Origin of the sequence: Nocardiopsis lambiniae, assembly GCF_031845465.1 — a bacterium.
In the GTDB taxonomy this organism is placed as follows: domain Bacteria; phylum Actinomycetota; class Actinomycetes; order Streptosporangiales; family Streptosporangiaceae; genus Nocardiopsis; species Nocardiopsis lambiniae.
The window spans coordinates 793158-807390 of the sequence record NZ_JAVREP010000001.1; the positions used below are offsets into that span (position 1 = coordinate 793158).

12 protein-coding genes are annotated in these 14233 nt (G+C 72.0%); 6 read left to right on the top strand and 6 right to left on the bottom strand.

All coding sequences use genetic code 11. The features are described 5' to 3' along the window. Positions 1–142 precede the first annotated feature (142 nt). Entirely contained in the window at positions 143–1315 is a 1173-nt protein-coding gene (locus tag RM479_RS03515) for a helix-turn-helix domain-containing protein (protein WP_311510238.1), read from the bottom strand. A gap of 219 nt (positions 1316–1534) precedes the next feature. Here RM479_RS03515 and RM479_RS03520 point away from each other — a divergent pair, with 219 nt between their 5' ends. Beyond that, positions 1535–3688 carry a hypothetical protein gene (locus RM479_RS03520; RefSeq protein WP_311510239.1) on the top strand — a complete coding sequence of 718 codons (2154 nt, stop codon included), beginning with the start codon at positions 1535–1537 and terminating at the stop codon, positions 3686–3688. Between the two features lie 177 nt (positions 3689–3865). On the opposite strand, the gene RM479_RS03525 is transcribed toward RM479_RS03520, so the two are convergent. The 4 genes from RM479_RS03525 to RM479_RS03540 all read right to left on the bottom strand — a co-directional run bounded on the left by RM479_RS03525 (position 3866) and on the right by RM479_RS03540 (position 9972). Beyond that, a complete protein-coding gene (locus RM479_RS03525) occupies positions 3866–6352 on the bottom strand; it encodes a DNA translocase FtsK (protein ID WP_311510240.1) in 2487 nt (828 codons plus the stop codon). A 178-nt stretch (positions 6353–6530) separates the two neighbouring features. Further along, complete coding sequence (locus tag RM479_RS03530; protein WP_311510241.1) at positions 6531–8216, bottom strand: ribonuclease J; 1686 nt, start codon at positions 8214–8216, stop codon at positions 6531–6533. Further along, the gene (dapA, locus tag RM479_RS03535; protein WP_311510242.1) at positions 8213–9184 is read right to left on the bottom strand and encodes a 4-hydroxy-tetrahydrodipicolinate synthase; all 972 of its coding nucleotides are present in this window, start codon (positions 9182–9184) and stop codon (positions 8213–8215) included. Before dapA ends, RM479_RS03530 begins: the two co-directional genes overlap by 4 nt. Before the next feature lie 407 nt (positions 9185–9591). Then, positions 9592–9972 (bottom strand): phage holin family protein, encoded by a 381-nt coding sequence (locus RM479_RS03540; protein WP_274807592.1) that lies wholly within the window; start codon positions 9970–9972, stop codon positions 9592–9594. Between the two features lie 86 nt (positions 9973–10058). On the opposite strand from RM479_RS03540, the gene RM479_RS03545 reads away from it, so the two are divergent. From RM479_RS03545 to RM479_RS03560, 4 genes are all read left to right on the top strand, one after another. Beyond that, complete coding sequence (locus RM479_RS03545) at positions 10059–10610, top strand: GNAT family N-acetyltransferase (RefSeq protein ID WP_311510243.1); 552 nt, start codon at positions 10059–10061, stop codon at positions 10608–10610. Between the two features lie 99 nt (positions 10611–10709). Continuing rightward, entirely contained in the window at positions 10710–11582 is an 873-nt protein-coding gene (locus RM479_RS03550) for a 1,4-dihydroxy-2-naphthoate polyprenyltransferase (protein ID WP_311510244.1), read from the top strand. Between the two features lie 103 nt (positions 11583–11685). Then, entirely contained in the window at positions 11686–12300 is a 615-nt protein-coding gene (locus RM479_RS03555) for a hypothetical protein (RefSeq protein WP_311510245.1), read from the top strand. Next, positions 12293–12610 (top strand): hypothetical protein, encoded by a 318-nt coding sequence (locus RM479_RS03560; RefSeq protein WP_311510246.1) that lies wholly within the window; start codon positions 12293–12295, stop codon positions 12608–12610. Before RM479_RS03555 ends, RM479_RS03560 begins: the two co-directional genes overlap by 8 nt. Before the next feature lie 59 nt (positions 12611–12669). Here the strand turns inward: RM479_RS03560 and dapB are convergent, their stop codons facing one another. Continuing rightward, entirely contained in the window at positions 12670–13413 is a 744-nt protein-coding gene (gene dapB / locus RM479_RS03565; protein WP_311510247.1) for a 4-hydroxy-tetrahydrodipicolinate reductase, read from the bottom strand. A gap of 77 nt (positions 13414–13490) precedes the next feature. Between dapB and RM479_RS03570 the strand changes: the two genes are divergently transcribed. After that, the gene (locus RM479_RS03570; RefSeq protein WP_311510248.1) at positions 13491–14219 is read left to right on the top strand and encodes a VIT1/CCC1 transporter family protein; all 729 of its coding nucleotides are present in this window, start codon (positions 13491–13493) and stop codon (positions 14217–14219) included. The last annotated feature ends 14 nt before the right edge of the window (positions 14220–14233 follow it).

Here is a 14233-nt window from a genome sequence, read left to right on the forward strand (position 1 = left end):
GCGAGGGCGGGTCGGACGTGGTCCCCGAATCGCCCCTCGCGCGCGGTGCGATCGGCGTCGCCCGCAGCCACCCACATTACCCGCACCGGCCCACCCGCCCGTACCCCGGCCGGGATCCTCCCTGGCCGGGGCCGGTGCCGGGTCAATCGTCGAAGCCGTCGACCCCGACGACCACCTCCTTGACCTCACCGCTGCGTCCGACGGCACCCAGGTCCTCACCGTTGACGGAGACCTCGACGCCGCCGGCGTTGCCCAGCCACAGCGTGAGGGTGTTCTCCGTCACGTACTCCTTGGCCTCGTCCGCCATGAGGAAGCCCGTGAACAGGTCCTCGCCCTCGGCGTCGGTGACCTTGAGCCACGTGCGCGCGGACGCGGTCAACCCGACGGTGACCTCGTCGGATGCGGCCGCACCCTTGTCCGTGGTCTTGCCGGCGACCTTCTCGGCCGTATCGTCCTCCAGCGTCTCGGGGAGCACCGAGGAGTCGACGGTCCCGCCGCTCCCGGTCTCCGTGAAGGCGGTGCTCAGCGGGTCGCCGCCGTCCCACTCCCGCCAGGTCCGCACACCGATGACGACGCTGAGGACGACCAGCAGGGCGACCAGCGCCCAGGGCCAGTGCCGGCGGACGGCATCGGCCCGACGGCTGCGGGCCCGGGTGACGGGCGGGCGCGGCGCCGGTCGGGCATCGGGGCGCGCGTCCCGAGGTTTCGCCCTGCGCCCCCGGGGACGGTGGGCTCCCTTCCCCTGTTCCCGGTGTCGGTCGGCCCTCTTCCCCGGTTCCCGGGGCCGACCGTCACCTCTCTCCGGTTCGCGGGGCCCGGGTACGGCCGCCGCGGCGGCGGGGCGACGGCGCGGACGACCGCCGCGCACCTTGCGGCGCAGCCGTTCACCGCGTTCGAAGTGGCCCCAGCGCTCGGTGCCGGCGTCGGGTTCGACGCCCTCCCCGATGACGGGGGGACCGGCCGTGGCGGTTTCCCCGGCCTCCCCCTCCCGTCCCCCGGCCCGGGCCTCCATCATGGCCCGGGAGGCCGCCGGCACGGCGGCCGCGTGGCGGGGCGGGGGAACGAAGACGGAACCGCGGCGGCCCGCGTGCTCCCGGTCGAACTCCTCCAGGAGCGGCTTCGGGTCCAGGCCCAGGGCCCGGCAGAGGCCGCGGATGTGACCGCGGGCGTAGAAGTCCCCACCGCAAAGGACGAAGTCCTCCTCCTCGATGGCCCGGAGCACCGGTTCCCGGATGCGTGTACGGGTGCTGAGGTCGGCGACCGTGAATCCCGCCGCGACGCGGGCGGCGGACAGGGTATGACCGATCGTCGCCATGCGCACTCCCCTCGCGACTGTGCGTATCTGTCGAGGTCCACTCTGCCGCCCCTCGGAGGGTGCTCGCAGTTCACCACACCCCATGAAGCGCTCAAGATCCCGCCAAATCGGACAGAATTATGGCCAGATTCCTCAACCGGATACGGTCATCCCCTTGTCCGGGACCCGTGGCTACGATGACCTTGGAACGTCCCCGCTCCCCTCCCCCCGAAGCAGACGATGCCCCACCATCTCTCCGACGCCGATCTCGACGGCGACGCCCCGCTCGTCGCGGCCCGCGACACCCTCGATGCCTTCCGCGCCTGGAGCGGCGCCCATCCCGAAGAGGTCGCCGCGCACGTGTACCGGTGGACCGCCCACCTACCGGAGCCGTCCGACCGGCACCGCCTCCAGGCCCTGATACGCCATCGGCCGGACTCCGAGGCGGCGCGCGCCGCCGAAGCGACCCGTCTGCGGCGCGAGGCCCTGCGCCGACACGCGCTCTCCCTGGGTGAGGTCCCCTCCTCGGACCTCCTCGACCGGATCGTCGCCGACCCGCGACGCAGACCCCCCTCCTCTTCCACCGCGCCCGTCGACGCGGTCGACACCGCGCTGGAACGGATCCGCGCCCACGCGGTCCTGCGCCGGGTCCCGGCCTCGGGCCTGCTGCGCGAGCGGATCACCCGGCTGTACGCGGCGCTGCCCGAGGAGGCGCTCGCCGGCGGGGCCATGGACCGGGCGGCCAGGACCATCGGCCGGGTGCTGGCGATCGGCTCGCACGACACCCTCGACGCCGACCCCGAGGCGACCGCGGCGCACCTGGGACGCGTCGTCCACGGGGCCTACGCCCTGGCCGTGGCCCAGGCCGTGGTCGACCTGCCCGCGTACGAAAGGAACGACGCCCACCACCGGTTGCTGCCGCACCTGTTGAGCGAGATCGAACCCGTTCCCCCCGCCGGGGTCCCCGACGATCCCTTGGCGGAGGAACTGCACGCGGCCCACGTCCTGCTGCTGACCGGCTTCCCCTTCGCCGAGCACCGCCTGCTGTACCGGGCCACCGAGGTCATGTACCTGGCCCGGGCCCGTGCGGAACGGCGCACCCGCGCGGAGGCGCTCCGCGACGGCGGGGAGACGCTGCTCGTCGACGCGATGGTGGAGACGGGGGCGGGCGGGATCGCCGCCACCCTGGTGGGCCGCCGCGCCGGCCCGGGGGGTCCGGTCCACCGGCACCTCGTCATGGCACTGGCCACCCGGCTGCGCCACGACCTGCTGAACCGGGCACGGGACGCGGTGACCGGGCGGCTCACCCCGTTCACGCTGGCCCCGCGGGACCTGGACGGCGATCCGCTCCACGACCTCTTCGCGGCCGAGGCGTACATGGTCGCGACGGTGTTCGGCGGGGACCCGGAGACCGCCGACGCCCTGGCCCACCACGGGAGCGCCCGGCTGGTCGCCCACCTGGCGCGGGATCGCTTCCGGATCGAGGAGTGGCTCCAAGCGCACCGGCCGACACCGGAGATCGAGGGGTTCCTGCGTTCCGCCGCGCGGATCGCCCACCGCCGGAGCGGGCTCGCCCTCGCGGCGCCGGCGCCCTCGCGGGCGCGCCCGTCCGCGGCGACCGACCCCCGTACCTTCGCCGCCGACCGCTCGGGGTTCGTCGACACCGCCCTGACCCGGTACGCCTCCGGCAACGACGCCCGCGGCCCGCGGGGGGTGCCGTCCCGTTCCCCGGGCGGACCGGAGGGCCCGCTGCGCCCGGCGCTGACGTTGATGCTGGCCGAGGGGGCGGCGATGGACCCCGCACCGCTGGCGCCGCTGGTGGCCGCCGTGGAGCTGTTCCACACCGGGAGCCTGGCCTTGGACGAACGGTTCTCGCACCTGACCGGGATCGCGCTGATCTCCAGCGGGTACGCGCTCATGGCGCGGATGGCGGACGACCACCCGGAGGAGCGGGTGATCAGGGCGATCACGCGCGTGGGCGTGCTGTTGGGGCCCGAACGGCTGTGCCGGGGCCGCCACCTGGACCGGGTGCCGGCGCGGGGCGGGGAGCCCGCCGACCCGTCCGGGTTCCTGGAGGTGTACGCGTTGACGACCTCGACGGAGATCGAGGTCGCCCTGATCCCGGCGGCGATCCTCCTGGGCCTGCCCGACCACGAGATCGATCTGCTCACCTCCTACGCGCACCATGCGGGCATCGTCCTGCGGGTGCGCTCGGAGCTGCTCGCCGACTCCGACGGCGCCCGGTCGGCCCTGGTCGGCGCACACGGCCGGGCGACGGCCGCCCGTACGCTCGCCGCCCACCGCGACCTGGCCGAGGCCGCACTGGACGGGCTGGCACTGGACACCGGACTGCTACGAGGGGTGCTCGACCACTTCGCCACCCGCCGGCGCTGACCCCGCCTCTTCGGGCCCGCCCCTCACCGCACACGGTCCGCCGCGCACCCGGGACGTGTTCCGCGCGTGGACGCCCGGCCGCCGCGCGGCGCCCCGGCGCGGAGGGCCTCCTCGTCGGCCGACGGGGGAACACGCCGGGGGTGCCGCTCGTGACGAGCGGCACCACCGGAAGCCGGGCTAACCCCCCCGGATGTCGGTCAGGACGGCGGGTAGTTGGTCGGGTTGGACCAGGACGTCGCGGGCCTTGGAGCCCTCGCTGGGGCCGACCACGTCGCGGCTCTCCATGAGGTCCATCAGCCGGCCGGCCTTGGCGAAGCCGACGCGCAGCTTGCGCTGGAGCATGGAGGTCGACCCGAACTGGGTGGTGACCACCAGTTCGACGGCCTGCAACAGCAGGTCCAGGTCGTCGCCGATCTCCTCGTCGATCTCCTTCTTCTTCGTGTCGGCCACCGCGACGTCCTCGCGGTAGCTGGGCTCGGCCTGCTTCTTGCAGTGCTCGACGATCGCCCGGATCTCCTTCTCCGACACCCAGGCGTTCTGCAACCGGATCGGTTTGCCCGCGCCCATCGGCAGGAACAGGGAGTCGCCCTTGCCCACCAGCTTCTCGGCCCCGGGTTGGTCGAGGATGACGCGGCTGTCGGCGAGGCTGGAGGTGGCGAACGCCAGCCGGGAGGGCACGTTGGCCTTGATCAGGCCCGTGACGACGTCGACGCTGGGACGCTGGGTCGCCAGCACCAGGTGGATGCCGGCCGCCCGGGCCAGCTGGGTGATGCGCACGACCGCGTCCTCGACGTCGCGCGGGGCCACCATCATCAGGTCCGCGAGCTCATCGACGATGACCAGCAGGTACGGGTAGGGCTCATAGACCCGTTCGCTGCCCGGGGGGGCGGTCAGCTCACCGGTGCGCACGGCGGCGTTGAAGTCGTCCACGTGCCGGTACCCGGACGCCGCCAGGTCGTCGTAGCGCCGGTCCATCTCCCCCACCACCCACTGGAGGGCCTCCGCCGCCCGTTTGGGATTGGTGATGATGGGCGTGATCAGGTGCGGGATGCCCTCGTACATGGTCAGCTCGACCCGCTTGGGGTCGACCAGGATCATCCGGACCTCGTCGGGGGTGGCCCGCATCATCAAGGAGGTGATGAGCCCGTTGATGCACGTCGACTTGCCCGCGCCGGTGGCGCCGGCGACCAGCACGTGCGGCATCTTGGCCAGGTTCGCCACCACGTTGGAACCCTCGACGTCCTTGCCGAGTCCCACCAGCATGGGGTGGTCGTCGGAGGTGGCCACCGATGAGCCCAGGACGTCGCCCAGGCTGACGATGTCCTTGTCCGTGTTGGGGATCTCCACGCCGATCGCGGACTTGCCGGGGATCGGCGACTGGATGCGCACGTCGGCGCTCTTGACGGCCAGGGAGATGTTCTTGGTGAGCGCGGTGACCTTCTCGACCTTGACCGCGGGGCCCAGCGAGATCTCGTAGCGGGTGACCGTGGGCCCCCGGGTGAACCCGGTGACCTCGGCGTCGATGCCGAACTGGGTGAGCACCCCGGTGAGCGCCGCCAACACCTCGTCGTTGGCCTTGGTGCGCGGCTTGACCGGGCTGCCCGGCTTGAGCATCGGCGGCGGGGGCAGCTCGTAGTCGCCCTCCACCACCCGGGAGGGGAGGGTGAGCTGCTCGCTGACGGTGGGCGCCGGGGTGGGATCGGGGACCGTGGTCTTCTTCCGTCCGCCCTTCCGGGGCTCGATGACGGTCGCGGCCGGCACCGTCCCCTCCTCGTCGGTCGGCGCCGGCCCGAGGGGTCCCTCGGGCAGCACCGGGCTGTCGTAGGGGCGTTCGTGGTCCCCGGCCACCGTCTCGCCGGCCGTCTCCTCGGTCCTCTTCCTGGACCCGCGCTTGCGGGCGGGCTTCTTCTCCGGCTCGGCGCCCAGGATGCCGATGCCCGCGTCGGGTCCGGCGTCGCGTTCCATGAGGGCGCCCATGAGGGTGTGGAGCCGTTCGGGGATGCGCCGGATGGGTGTGGAGGTGACCACGAGGATCCCGAAGACGAGGACCAGCGAGAGCAGCACGCCGGTGAGCCAGGGGGTGATGACGGCGCTCAGCGGCCCCGAGGCGACGAACCCGATGAGACCGCCCGCCTCCTGGAGGGCCGCCATGCCCTCGGAGGGCCGCGGGATGCCGTGACCGATGTGGATGAGGCCGAGCAGACCCAGCATGATCGCGGTCGTGCCGATGAACAGCCGGCCGGCGTCGCCCTCCTTGGCCGTGCTCGGCGTGCGCATCAGACGGACCGCCAGCGGCAGGAACAGCAGCGGCAGGATCGGCGAGAACGTGCCGAAGGCGCCGACCACCACCAGACGGGTGTACTCCGGCAGCGGCCCGTCGCTCTCCCACCACACGGCCGCCGCCACCAGGATGCCGGCCGCCAACAGCAGCAGGCCGACGCCGTCGCGGCGCAGATCGGGGTCGAGATCACGGGTGCTGCGGCCCACGGCGCGGGCCGCGCCGCCGACGGTGTGCGCGACGAGTTTCCACAACACCAGCAGGAACTGTCCGAACATGGTGACCGCGAACGCGATGGGCCCGTCCGGCATCCGCTTGGCCGGCGGTCTGCGCGCGGCCGGGGACTTCTTACGCCCGGAACCGCTTGAGGAGGCACGCGCGGCCATCGGGGGTCACCTCCGGTACGGGGGAGAAGGGTCGATCGTCCGGCGGGCACGAGGGACCGCCACGGCGCGGAGCCTATCGAGATGTCCATCCCGAGGCGTGTTCCTCCGACGGCGTGTCGTGGAACGCCGAACGGCCCGGGTCGCCCCGGGCCGTTCGGCGCGCATCGTCCCGGGCCGGTCAGACCTCGACCAGGACCGGGATGATCATCGGGCGGCGACGGTAGGTGTCGTTGACCCAGCGACCCGTGCTGCGCCGGATGAGCTGGCGCAGCTGGTGCGGGTCGTTGACCCCGTCCTTGGCCGCCTTGTCCAGGGCGTCCTGGAGCCGGTCGATGACGTCGTCGTAGGCGTCGGCGCCGATGCCCGCGCCCCGGGTGTGGATCTCCGGCTCGCCCAGGATCTTGCCCGTGGTGGAGTCCACGGCGACGACGACGGAGATGAAGCCCTCCTCGCCGAGGATCCGGCGGTCCTTGAGGGCGGCGTCGGTGACGTCGCCGACGGAGGAGCCGTCCACGTACACGTAACCGGCCTGGACCGCGCCGACGATCTTGGCCCGGTTCTTGTACAGGTCGACGACCACGCCGTCCTCGGCGATGACGATCCGGTCGGACGGGACGCCCGCCAGTTTCGCCAGGTCGGCGTGGGCGCGCATGTGCCGCCACTCGCCGTGCACCGGCATGAAGTTGCGCGGGCGCACCATGTTGAGCACGTACAGCAGCTCACCGGCGGGTGCGTGCCCGGACACGTGCACCAGGGCGTTGCCCTTGTGGACCACCTTGGCGCCCCAGCGGGTCAGTCCGTTGATCACCCGGTTGACCGAGTTCTCGTTGCCGGGGATGAGCGAGGACGCCAGCAGGATGGTGTCGCCCTCCTCGATGCGGATCTGGTGATCGCGGTTGGCCATCCGGCTCAGCGCCGACATGGGCTCGCCCTGGGAACCGGTGCAGATGAGCACGGCCTTCTCCGGCGGCATGTCGTCGATCCGGCGCGCGTCGATGACGGTGTCGCCGGGAATGGTCAGGTACCCCAGGTCGCGGGCGATGTTCATGTTGCGGACCATCGACCGGCCGACGAAGGCGATCTTGCGACCGTGCTTGGTGGCGGAGTCGATGACCTGCTGGACCCGGTGGACGTGCGAGGCGAAGCAGGCCACCACGATGCGCTTGTCGGCCTGGCGGAACACCTTGTCGATGGCCTCGCTCAGGTTGCGCTCGTGGATGACGAACCCGGGCTGCTCGGCGTTGGTGGAGTCCGACAGCAGCAGGTCCACGCCCTCGTCGCCGAACCGGGCGAACCCGGCCAGGTCGGTGAGGCGGCCGTCCAGCGGCAGCTGGTCCATCTTGAAGTCACCGGTGTGCAGCACCGAGCCGGCGGGCGTGCGGATGCCCACGGCCAGCGCGTCCGGGATGGAGTGGTTGACCGCGAAGAACTCCAGGCCGAAGGGGCCGAAGTCGTGCCGTTCCCCCTCCTCGACCTGGATCGTGACGGGATTGATCCGGTGCTCGCCGAGCTTGGCGGAGATCAGCGCCAGGGTGAGCCGGGAGCCGACGATGGGGATGTCGGCCCGTTCGCGGAGCAGGAACGGGACGCCGCCGATGTGGTCCTCGTGGCCGTGCGTGAGGATGATCGCCTCGACGTCGTCCAGGCGGTCCCGGATGTACTCGAAGTCGGGCAGGATCAGGTCGACGCCGGGCTGTTCCTCCTCGGGGAACAGGACGCCGCAGTCGACGATGAGCAGCCGGCCGCCGTACTCGAAGACCGTCATGTTGCGGCCGATCTCACCGAGACCGCCCAGGGCGACGACGCGCAGGGCGCCCTCGGCCAGGGGCGGCGGCGAGCTCAACTCGGGGTGCGGGTGACTCATACGGAACCCTCCGTGAGGCGCTCGACGCGGACGGCACTGGCGGGGACGGCCTGGTGCGGGGCCAGACCGATCGGGCCCTTGACCCCGGCGGCGGCCAGATCCTCTCGCAGAAGCGTCTGCAATTCGGAGGAGGCGTCCGCGAGCGGCGTGCGGACCGGACCGGCGGGCAGGCCGAAGAGATTGAGGACGGCCTTGGTCGTGATGACGCCCTGGGTGCGGAACATCCCGGTGTAGACCGGGGTGAGACGGCGGTGGATGGCCAGCGCCTGGCCGACCTCGCCCGCCTCGTAGGCGTCGATCATGTCCTTGAGGTCGGTGCCCACGATGTGGCCGACGACGCTCACGAACCCGGCGGCGCCCACCGACAGCAGCGGCAGGTTCAGGATGTCGGTGCCGCAGTAGTAGGCCAGGTCGGTGCGCTCCATGACCCAGGAGCTGGCGCCGACGTTGTCCTTGGCGTCCTTGTTGGCCACGATGCGGGGGTGCTCGGCCAGCCGGACCAGGGTCTCGGAGGCGATCGGCGTCCCGGTGCGGTGCGGGATGTCGTAGAGCATCACCGGCAGCCCGGTGGTGTCGGCGATCTCGGTGAAGTGCCGGATCAGGCCTTCCTGCGGCGGCTTGTTGTAGTACGGCGTCACCGTCAGGAGGCCGTGCGCGCCCGCCTTCTCCGCGGCCCTGGCCAGCTTGACGCTGTGTCGCGTGTCGTTGGTGCCGACCCCGGCGACGATCTTGGCCCGGTCGCCGACCGCCTCGATGACCGCGCGGAGCAGCCGGTCCTTCTCCTCGTCGCTGGTCGTGGGCGACTCGCCCGTCGTGCCGCTGATGACGAGGCCGTCGTTGTGCTGCTCGTCGACCAGGTAGGTGGCGAGTCGGGCGGCACCGTCGTAGTCGAGTTCCCCGTCTTCGAGCATCGGTGTGACCATCGCGGTCAACAACTTGCCGAACGGGCGATACTTCGTGTTCACCATCGTGTGTGAAAGGCGTGCGGACCGCCGCCGTGGGGCGGTGGGGTCCATGGTCGCCCCTCCTCCTCTCGGTGTGTACGGTGCCGCCGTTCGGGGCGGCACCGATGGTGTGACGTCACTGATGAAGAATGCGGAACCGTGTGTCCGCCGCCACGGCCGAGGCCGGACGTGACCGCCGTGCGGTCCACGCCGGGGGTCGGTCGTGGAGAAGCCTGTGCCGGCCGGGTGGGCCCGCGTCGGTGGGACGCGGTCACCGGAACCGGTGTCGGCCCCGTCCTCGTGGGTCGAGGGAGGGGCCCGCATGTGAACCTACCCGTCCCGTGCCCCGGCCGGGTGGCCGGGACACGGACGGGAGCCCGCGGATCGGGGCGGGCGGGTCGAGGTGGGCGGCGGCTGCCGTACCCGGGACCTCAGTCGTCCTTGCCGTCCGGCAGGAACAGGCTGATCAGCCAACTCACGACGGCGACGATGATCGCGCCCCAGAAGGCGTCCCAGAAACCGGCGATCTCGAAGGGAAGACCGAAGAGACCGGCGATCCACTCGGTGAGCAGGAACAGCAGCGCGTTCACGACCAGGCCGATCAGCCCGAGGGTCAGCGCGTAGAACAGGCAACCGACCGTTTTGACGATCGGTTTGATGATCGCGTTGACCACACCGAAGATCAGGCCGACCGCCAGGTAGGCCAGGATCTGGCCGGTGGTGTCCTGAGTGGTGATCTCGATGCCGTCGATCAGGAGGACCGCCGCCCACAGGGCGAGCGCGTTCACGATGACTCTGATAATGAAGCTCACAACATAGATGTTCCCACGCCATGGCAAGGTCCGGAAACTCCGGCGTGGGCGTACTCGTGTCGATGACTCCCCCAGGAGGCCTGATCGTGTCCGGTGCCCAGTTCGTCCGTCCCGCCCGAGCCGCCGATGTCGGCACCGTGGTGGACCTCCAGGTGGCCTCCTGGCGGGAGGTGTACCGGGCGCTGCTGCCCCCGGAGGTGATCGGGGAACTGGCCGGTGAGGAGGCCCGGGAGAGCTTCCAGGCGCAGTGGTCGGCGGCCCTGGAGTCGCCCCCGACCTCCAAGCACCGGCTGGTGGTGGCCACCGACGAGAACGACGGGGTGCGCTCGGTGGTCGGATTCGCCGCCTTCGGCCCGGCCGGCGACCCCGACCTGTGGCCGGCCACGGACGCCGAGGTCTTCGCGTTGCACGTGGATCCGGAGCTGACCCGGCGCGGACACGGTGGCCGCCTGCTCAACGCGAGCGTGGACCACCTGGTCGAGGACGGGTTCACCACGGTGCACGTGTGGGTGCCCGAGGCCGACAACGCGCTGCGGACGTTCTTCGAGTCCTCGGGGTGGGCGGCCGACGGGGCGCGACGGGAGATCGACCTGGGGTCGACGCTGCCGATGGTGCGTCTGCACGCCGCCATCGCCTAGGGTTCCGGGCCGGGTACGGGGCCGTCGCGGGCAGGCACTACCGTGGGGAGGTCGTATCGGCGCGCACGCGCCGACCGTCGAACGGTGAAGGGACCGGCAGTGGCCACGGTCAGCGAATGGATCTCGGGGATGCGCCCTCGGACGCTTCCCAACTCGATCGTCCCGGTGGCGGTCGGTACCGCGCTGGCCTTCGCCCTGGACGGGTTCGTGTGGTGGAAGGCCCTGTTGGCGCTGGTGGTCTCGATGGCCCTCCAGGTGGGGGTGAACTTCGCCAACGACTACAGCGACGGGGTCAAGGGCACCGACACCGCGGAACGGACCGGGCCGACCCGGTTGACCGCGACCGGGCTGGTGGCACCGGAACGGGTCCTGGCCGCCGCACTGGGGAGCTTCGCGTTCGCGGGCGCGGTGGGTCTGGTGCTGGTGGCGACCACGTCGTGGTGGCTGCTGCTGGTCGGCGCGGTGGCGATCGCCGCCGCCTGGTACTACACCGGCGGGCGCACCCCGTACGGGTACCGGGGCCTGGGCGAGGTCTCGGTGTTCGTGTTCTTCGGGCTGGTGGCCGTGGTGGGCACCGTGTTCGTGCAGCTGGAGGCGGCGCCCTGGCAGGCGTGGACGGCCTCGGTGCCGGTGGGCCTGCTCTCCTGCGCGGTGCTGGTGATCAACAACCTGCGCGACATCCCCACCGACCGGGAGACCGGCAAGATCACCCTGGCGGTCCGCTTGGGGGACTCCGGGACGCGGCGGCTGTACGCGGGGATGATCGTCGCCTCCTACGCCGTGGCCCTGGTCCTGACACCGGTCTTCTGGTGGACACCGCTGGTGCTGTTGTCGACGCCGCTGGCGGTGCCGCCGCTGCGCCGGGTGCTGGGCGGCCAGGTCGGCCGCGACCTGGTGCTGGGCCTCGGGGAGACCGGCCGGCTCCAGATGGCGTTCGGCGTGCTGTTCTCGGTCGCGCTGCTGCTCGGCTGACCCGGCCGCACGGGGGATCCCGGCGGGTGGCCGGATGCGGCCGGCGGCGATTCGCAAGTCGGGCGTGACCGGGCGGAGACCACCCCGTGCCTAGGTTCGGGGCATGGTCATCACCCCCCGCAGGACCGTCGCGGCCCTGGCCGCCGTGGCGCTGACACTGACCGTGGCCTCGTGCAGTGGCGGCAACCCCGCCGAAGGCCCCCGCCCTGACGCCGCCGCCGGCGACGATCGTGTGCGCGACATCGAGGGTACCTCTCCCGCCCCACGGCCCACCGAGGTGGAAGAGGTCCCCTCCCCGCCCCCGTCCGCCGGAACGGAGGAGGCCGCACCACCGGCGGAGCAGGAGGAGCTGCCCTCCCTCTCCGCACGGGTCGATGGAGCGGACATCGTGGTGATCGTCGGCCCCGTGGAACGGACCGGCGACGAACTCGTCGATCTGACGGTGACGGTCCACGTCGTCAGCGGATACGCCGTGGCGACGGCCCTCGTGGGTCCGTTGGACGAGAGCGAACTGATCGACACGGAGCATCACAGGGTCCACCGGGTGGCCCGGGACCGGGACGGGGTGTGCCTGTGCTCCCGGGTGGAGGAGGCGCCCTTGTCGATGGACCACGTCATGGTGCTCAGCGCGACCTTCGCGGCCCCGCCCCGGGAAGTCACGGAGATGAACGTGCGGCTCCCCCTCGGCGGAACGTTCACCGGAGTGCCCGTTGTCTGAGGGGGAGACCGGGAGCGAGCGGACCCGGCTCGGCCCCCTGCCGTGGCTCGGGTTGACCCTGTTCGGGGGCCTGGCGGCCTACGTCCTGTGGCGGAACCTGCCGATGATGGTGTTGATCGTGGTCTTGGCGTTCGGCTGCCGTCCCTCCTACCGCGACGACTTCGTCGATGACACGACGTACGTCCCCGAGGTCGGCGGGGGCGAGGTGGACACCGCTCCCGTCTCCGGGATCAAGGCGCCCGTGGAGGACTTCGAGGCACCCGTGGAGGACTTCGAGGCGCCGATCGTGGACGACGTCCCCTCGGGCTGATCCCCGGGCACGCCGACGCCCCCGGACCGACGGGCGGCGCGGGGGCGTCGGGGCGCGGATCAGCTCAGGTCGAGCAGGGGTTCCAGGCCCATCGTCAGCGGAGCGGGCAGGTCGGCGACCCTGCGGACGCCGAGCAGCACGCCGGGCATGAACGAGGCCCGGTTCATGGAGTCGTGACGGATCTTCAGGGTCTCCCCGTCGGTGCCGAACACGACCTCCTGGTGGGCGATGAGCCCCTGGACGCGCAGCGCGTGCACCCGCACACCGTCCACGTCGGCGCCGCGGGCGCCGGGGATCTCGGCGGTGGTCGCGTCGGGCATCCGGCCCAGACCGGCCTCCCGGCGCGCCTGGGCGATCAGCTCGGCGGTGTGGTAGGCCGTGCCGCTGGGGGCGTCGGCCTTGTTCGGGTGGTGCAGCTCGATGATCTCGGTCGACTCGAAGTAGGGCGCGGCCTTCTGGGCGAAGTGCATCATCAGCACGGCGGCGATGCCGAAGTTGGGGGCGATGAGCACCCGGGCCCCCGGCTTCGCGGCGAGCAGCTCGCGCACCCGGTTCAGTTTCTCCTCGTCGAAACCGCTCGTGCCGACGACGGCGTGGATCCCGTGGCCGATGAGCCACTCCAGGTTGTCCATGACCACGTCGGGATGGGTGAAGTCGACGACGACGTCGGCCCCCAGCACCCGATCGCGGTCCGCGTCGTCGTCGACGCCACCGACGAACTCCAGGTCGTCCGCGCCCTGGACCGCCTTGACGACCTCTGACCCCATGCGCCCTTCGGCGCCGAAAACTCCTACCTTGAACACGGCACGAGCGTAGCGGATCCCCACCCACGTCGCGGTGTGACCTGGCCCGGGAGCGGGCCCCGTGCGACGATCGCCCCATGGCGAACGAGGGCGTCGGACACGACGGAAGAGCCTCCTCGGGTTCCCAGCGTCGGCTGGGTTCCCTGCTGAACGGGCTGCGGGCGGCGGTGCTGGGCGCCAACGACGGCATCGTCTCCACCGCCGGTCTGGTGGTGGGCGTGGCGGGCGCCACCCCGGATCGTGAGGCGTTGCTGGTGGCGGGGATCGCGGGCACCCTGGCGGGGGCGTTGTCTATGGGCGCGGGCGAGTACGTGTCGGTGAGCACCCAGCGCGACACCGAGCGGGCCGTGCTGGCCCGGGAACAGCGGGAACTCGCCGCCGACCCCGAGGGAGAGCTGGAGGAACTCGCCGGAATGTACCGCGAGCGGGGGCTGAGCGAGGACCTGTCGCGCCGGGTGGCCCGCGAGTTGACCGACCACGACGCGTTGCGCGCGCACGCCGAGGTGGAGCTGGGGCTGAACCGCTACCGGGTGGACCCGTGGCAGGCGGCGTTCGCCAGTCTGTTCTCGTTCGTGCTGGGCGCCCTGGTGCCCCTGGCGGCGATGCTGCTCGGTCCCGAGGCCTGGCGGCTCCAGATGACGGTGGTGTCGGTGCTCGTCGCCACCGGCGCGCTGGGCGCGATCAGCGCCCGCATGGGCGGCGCCCCCGCGGTGCGCGCGGCGCTGCGGTGCGTGGTGGGCGGCTCCTTCGCGATGCTGGTGACCTACCTGGTGGGCACGCTGGTGGGGACGTTCACCTCGCTGTAGGCGTCCCGGTGCGG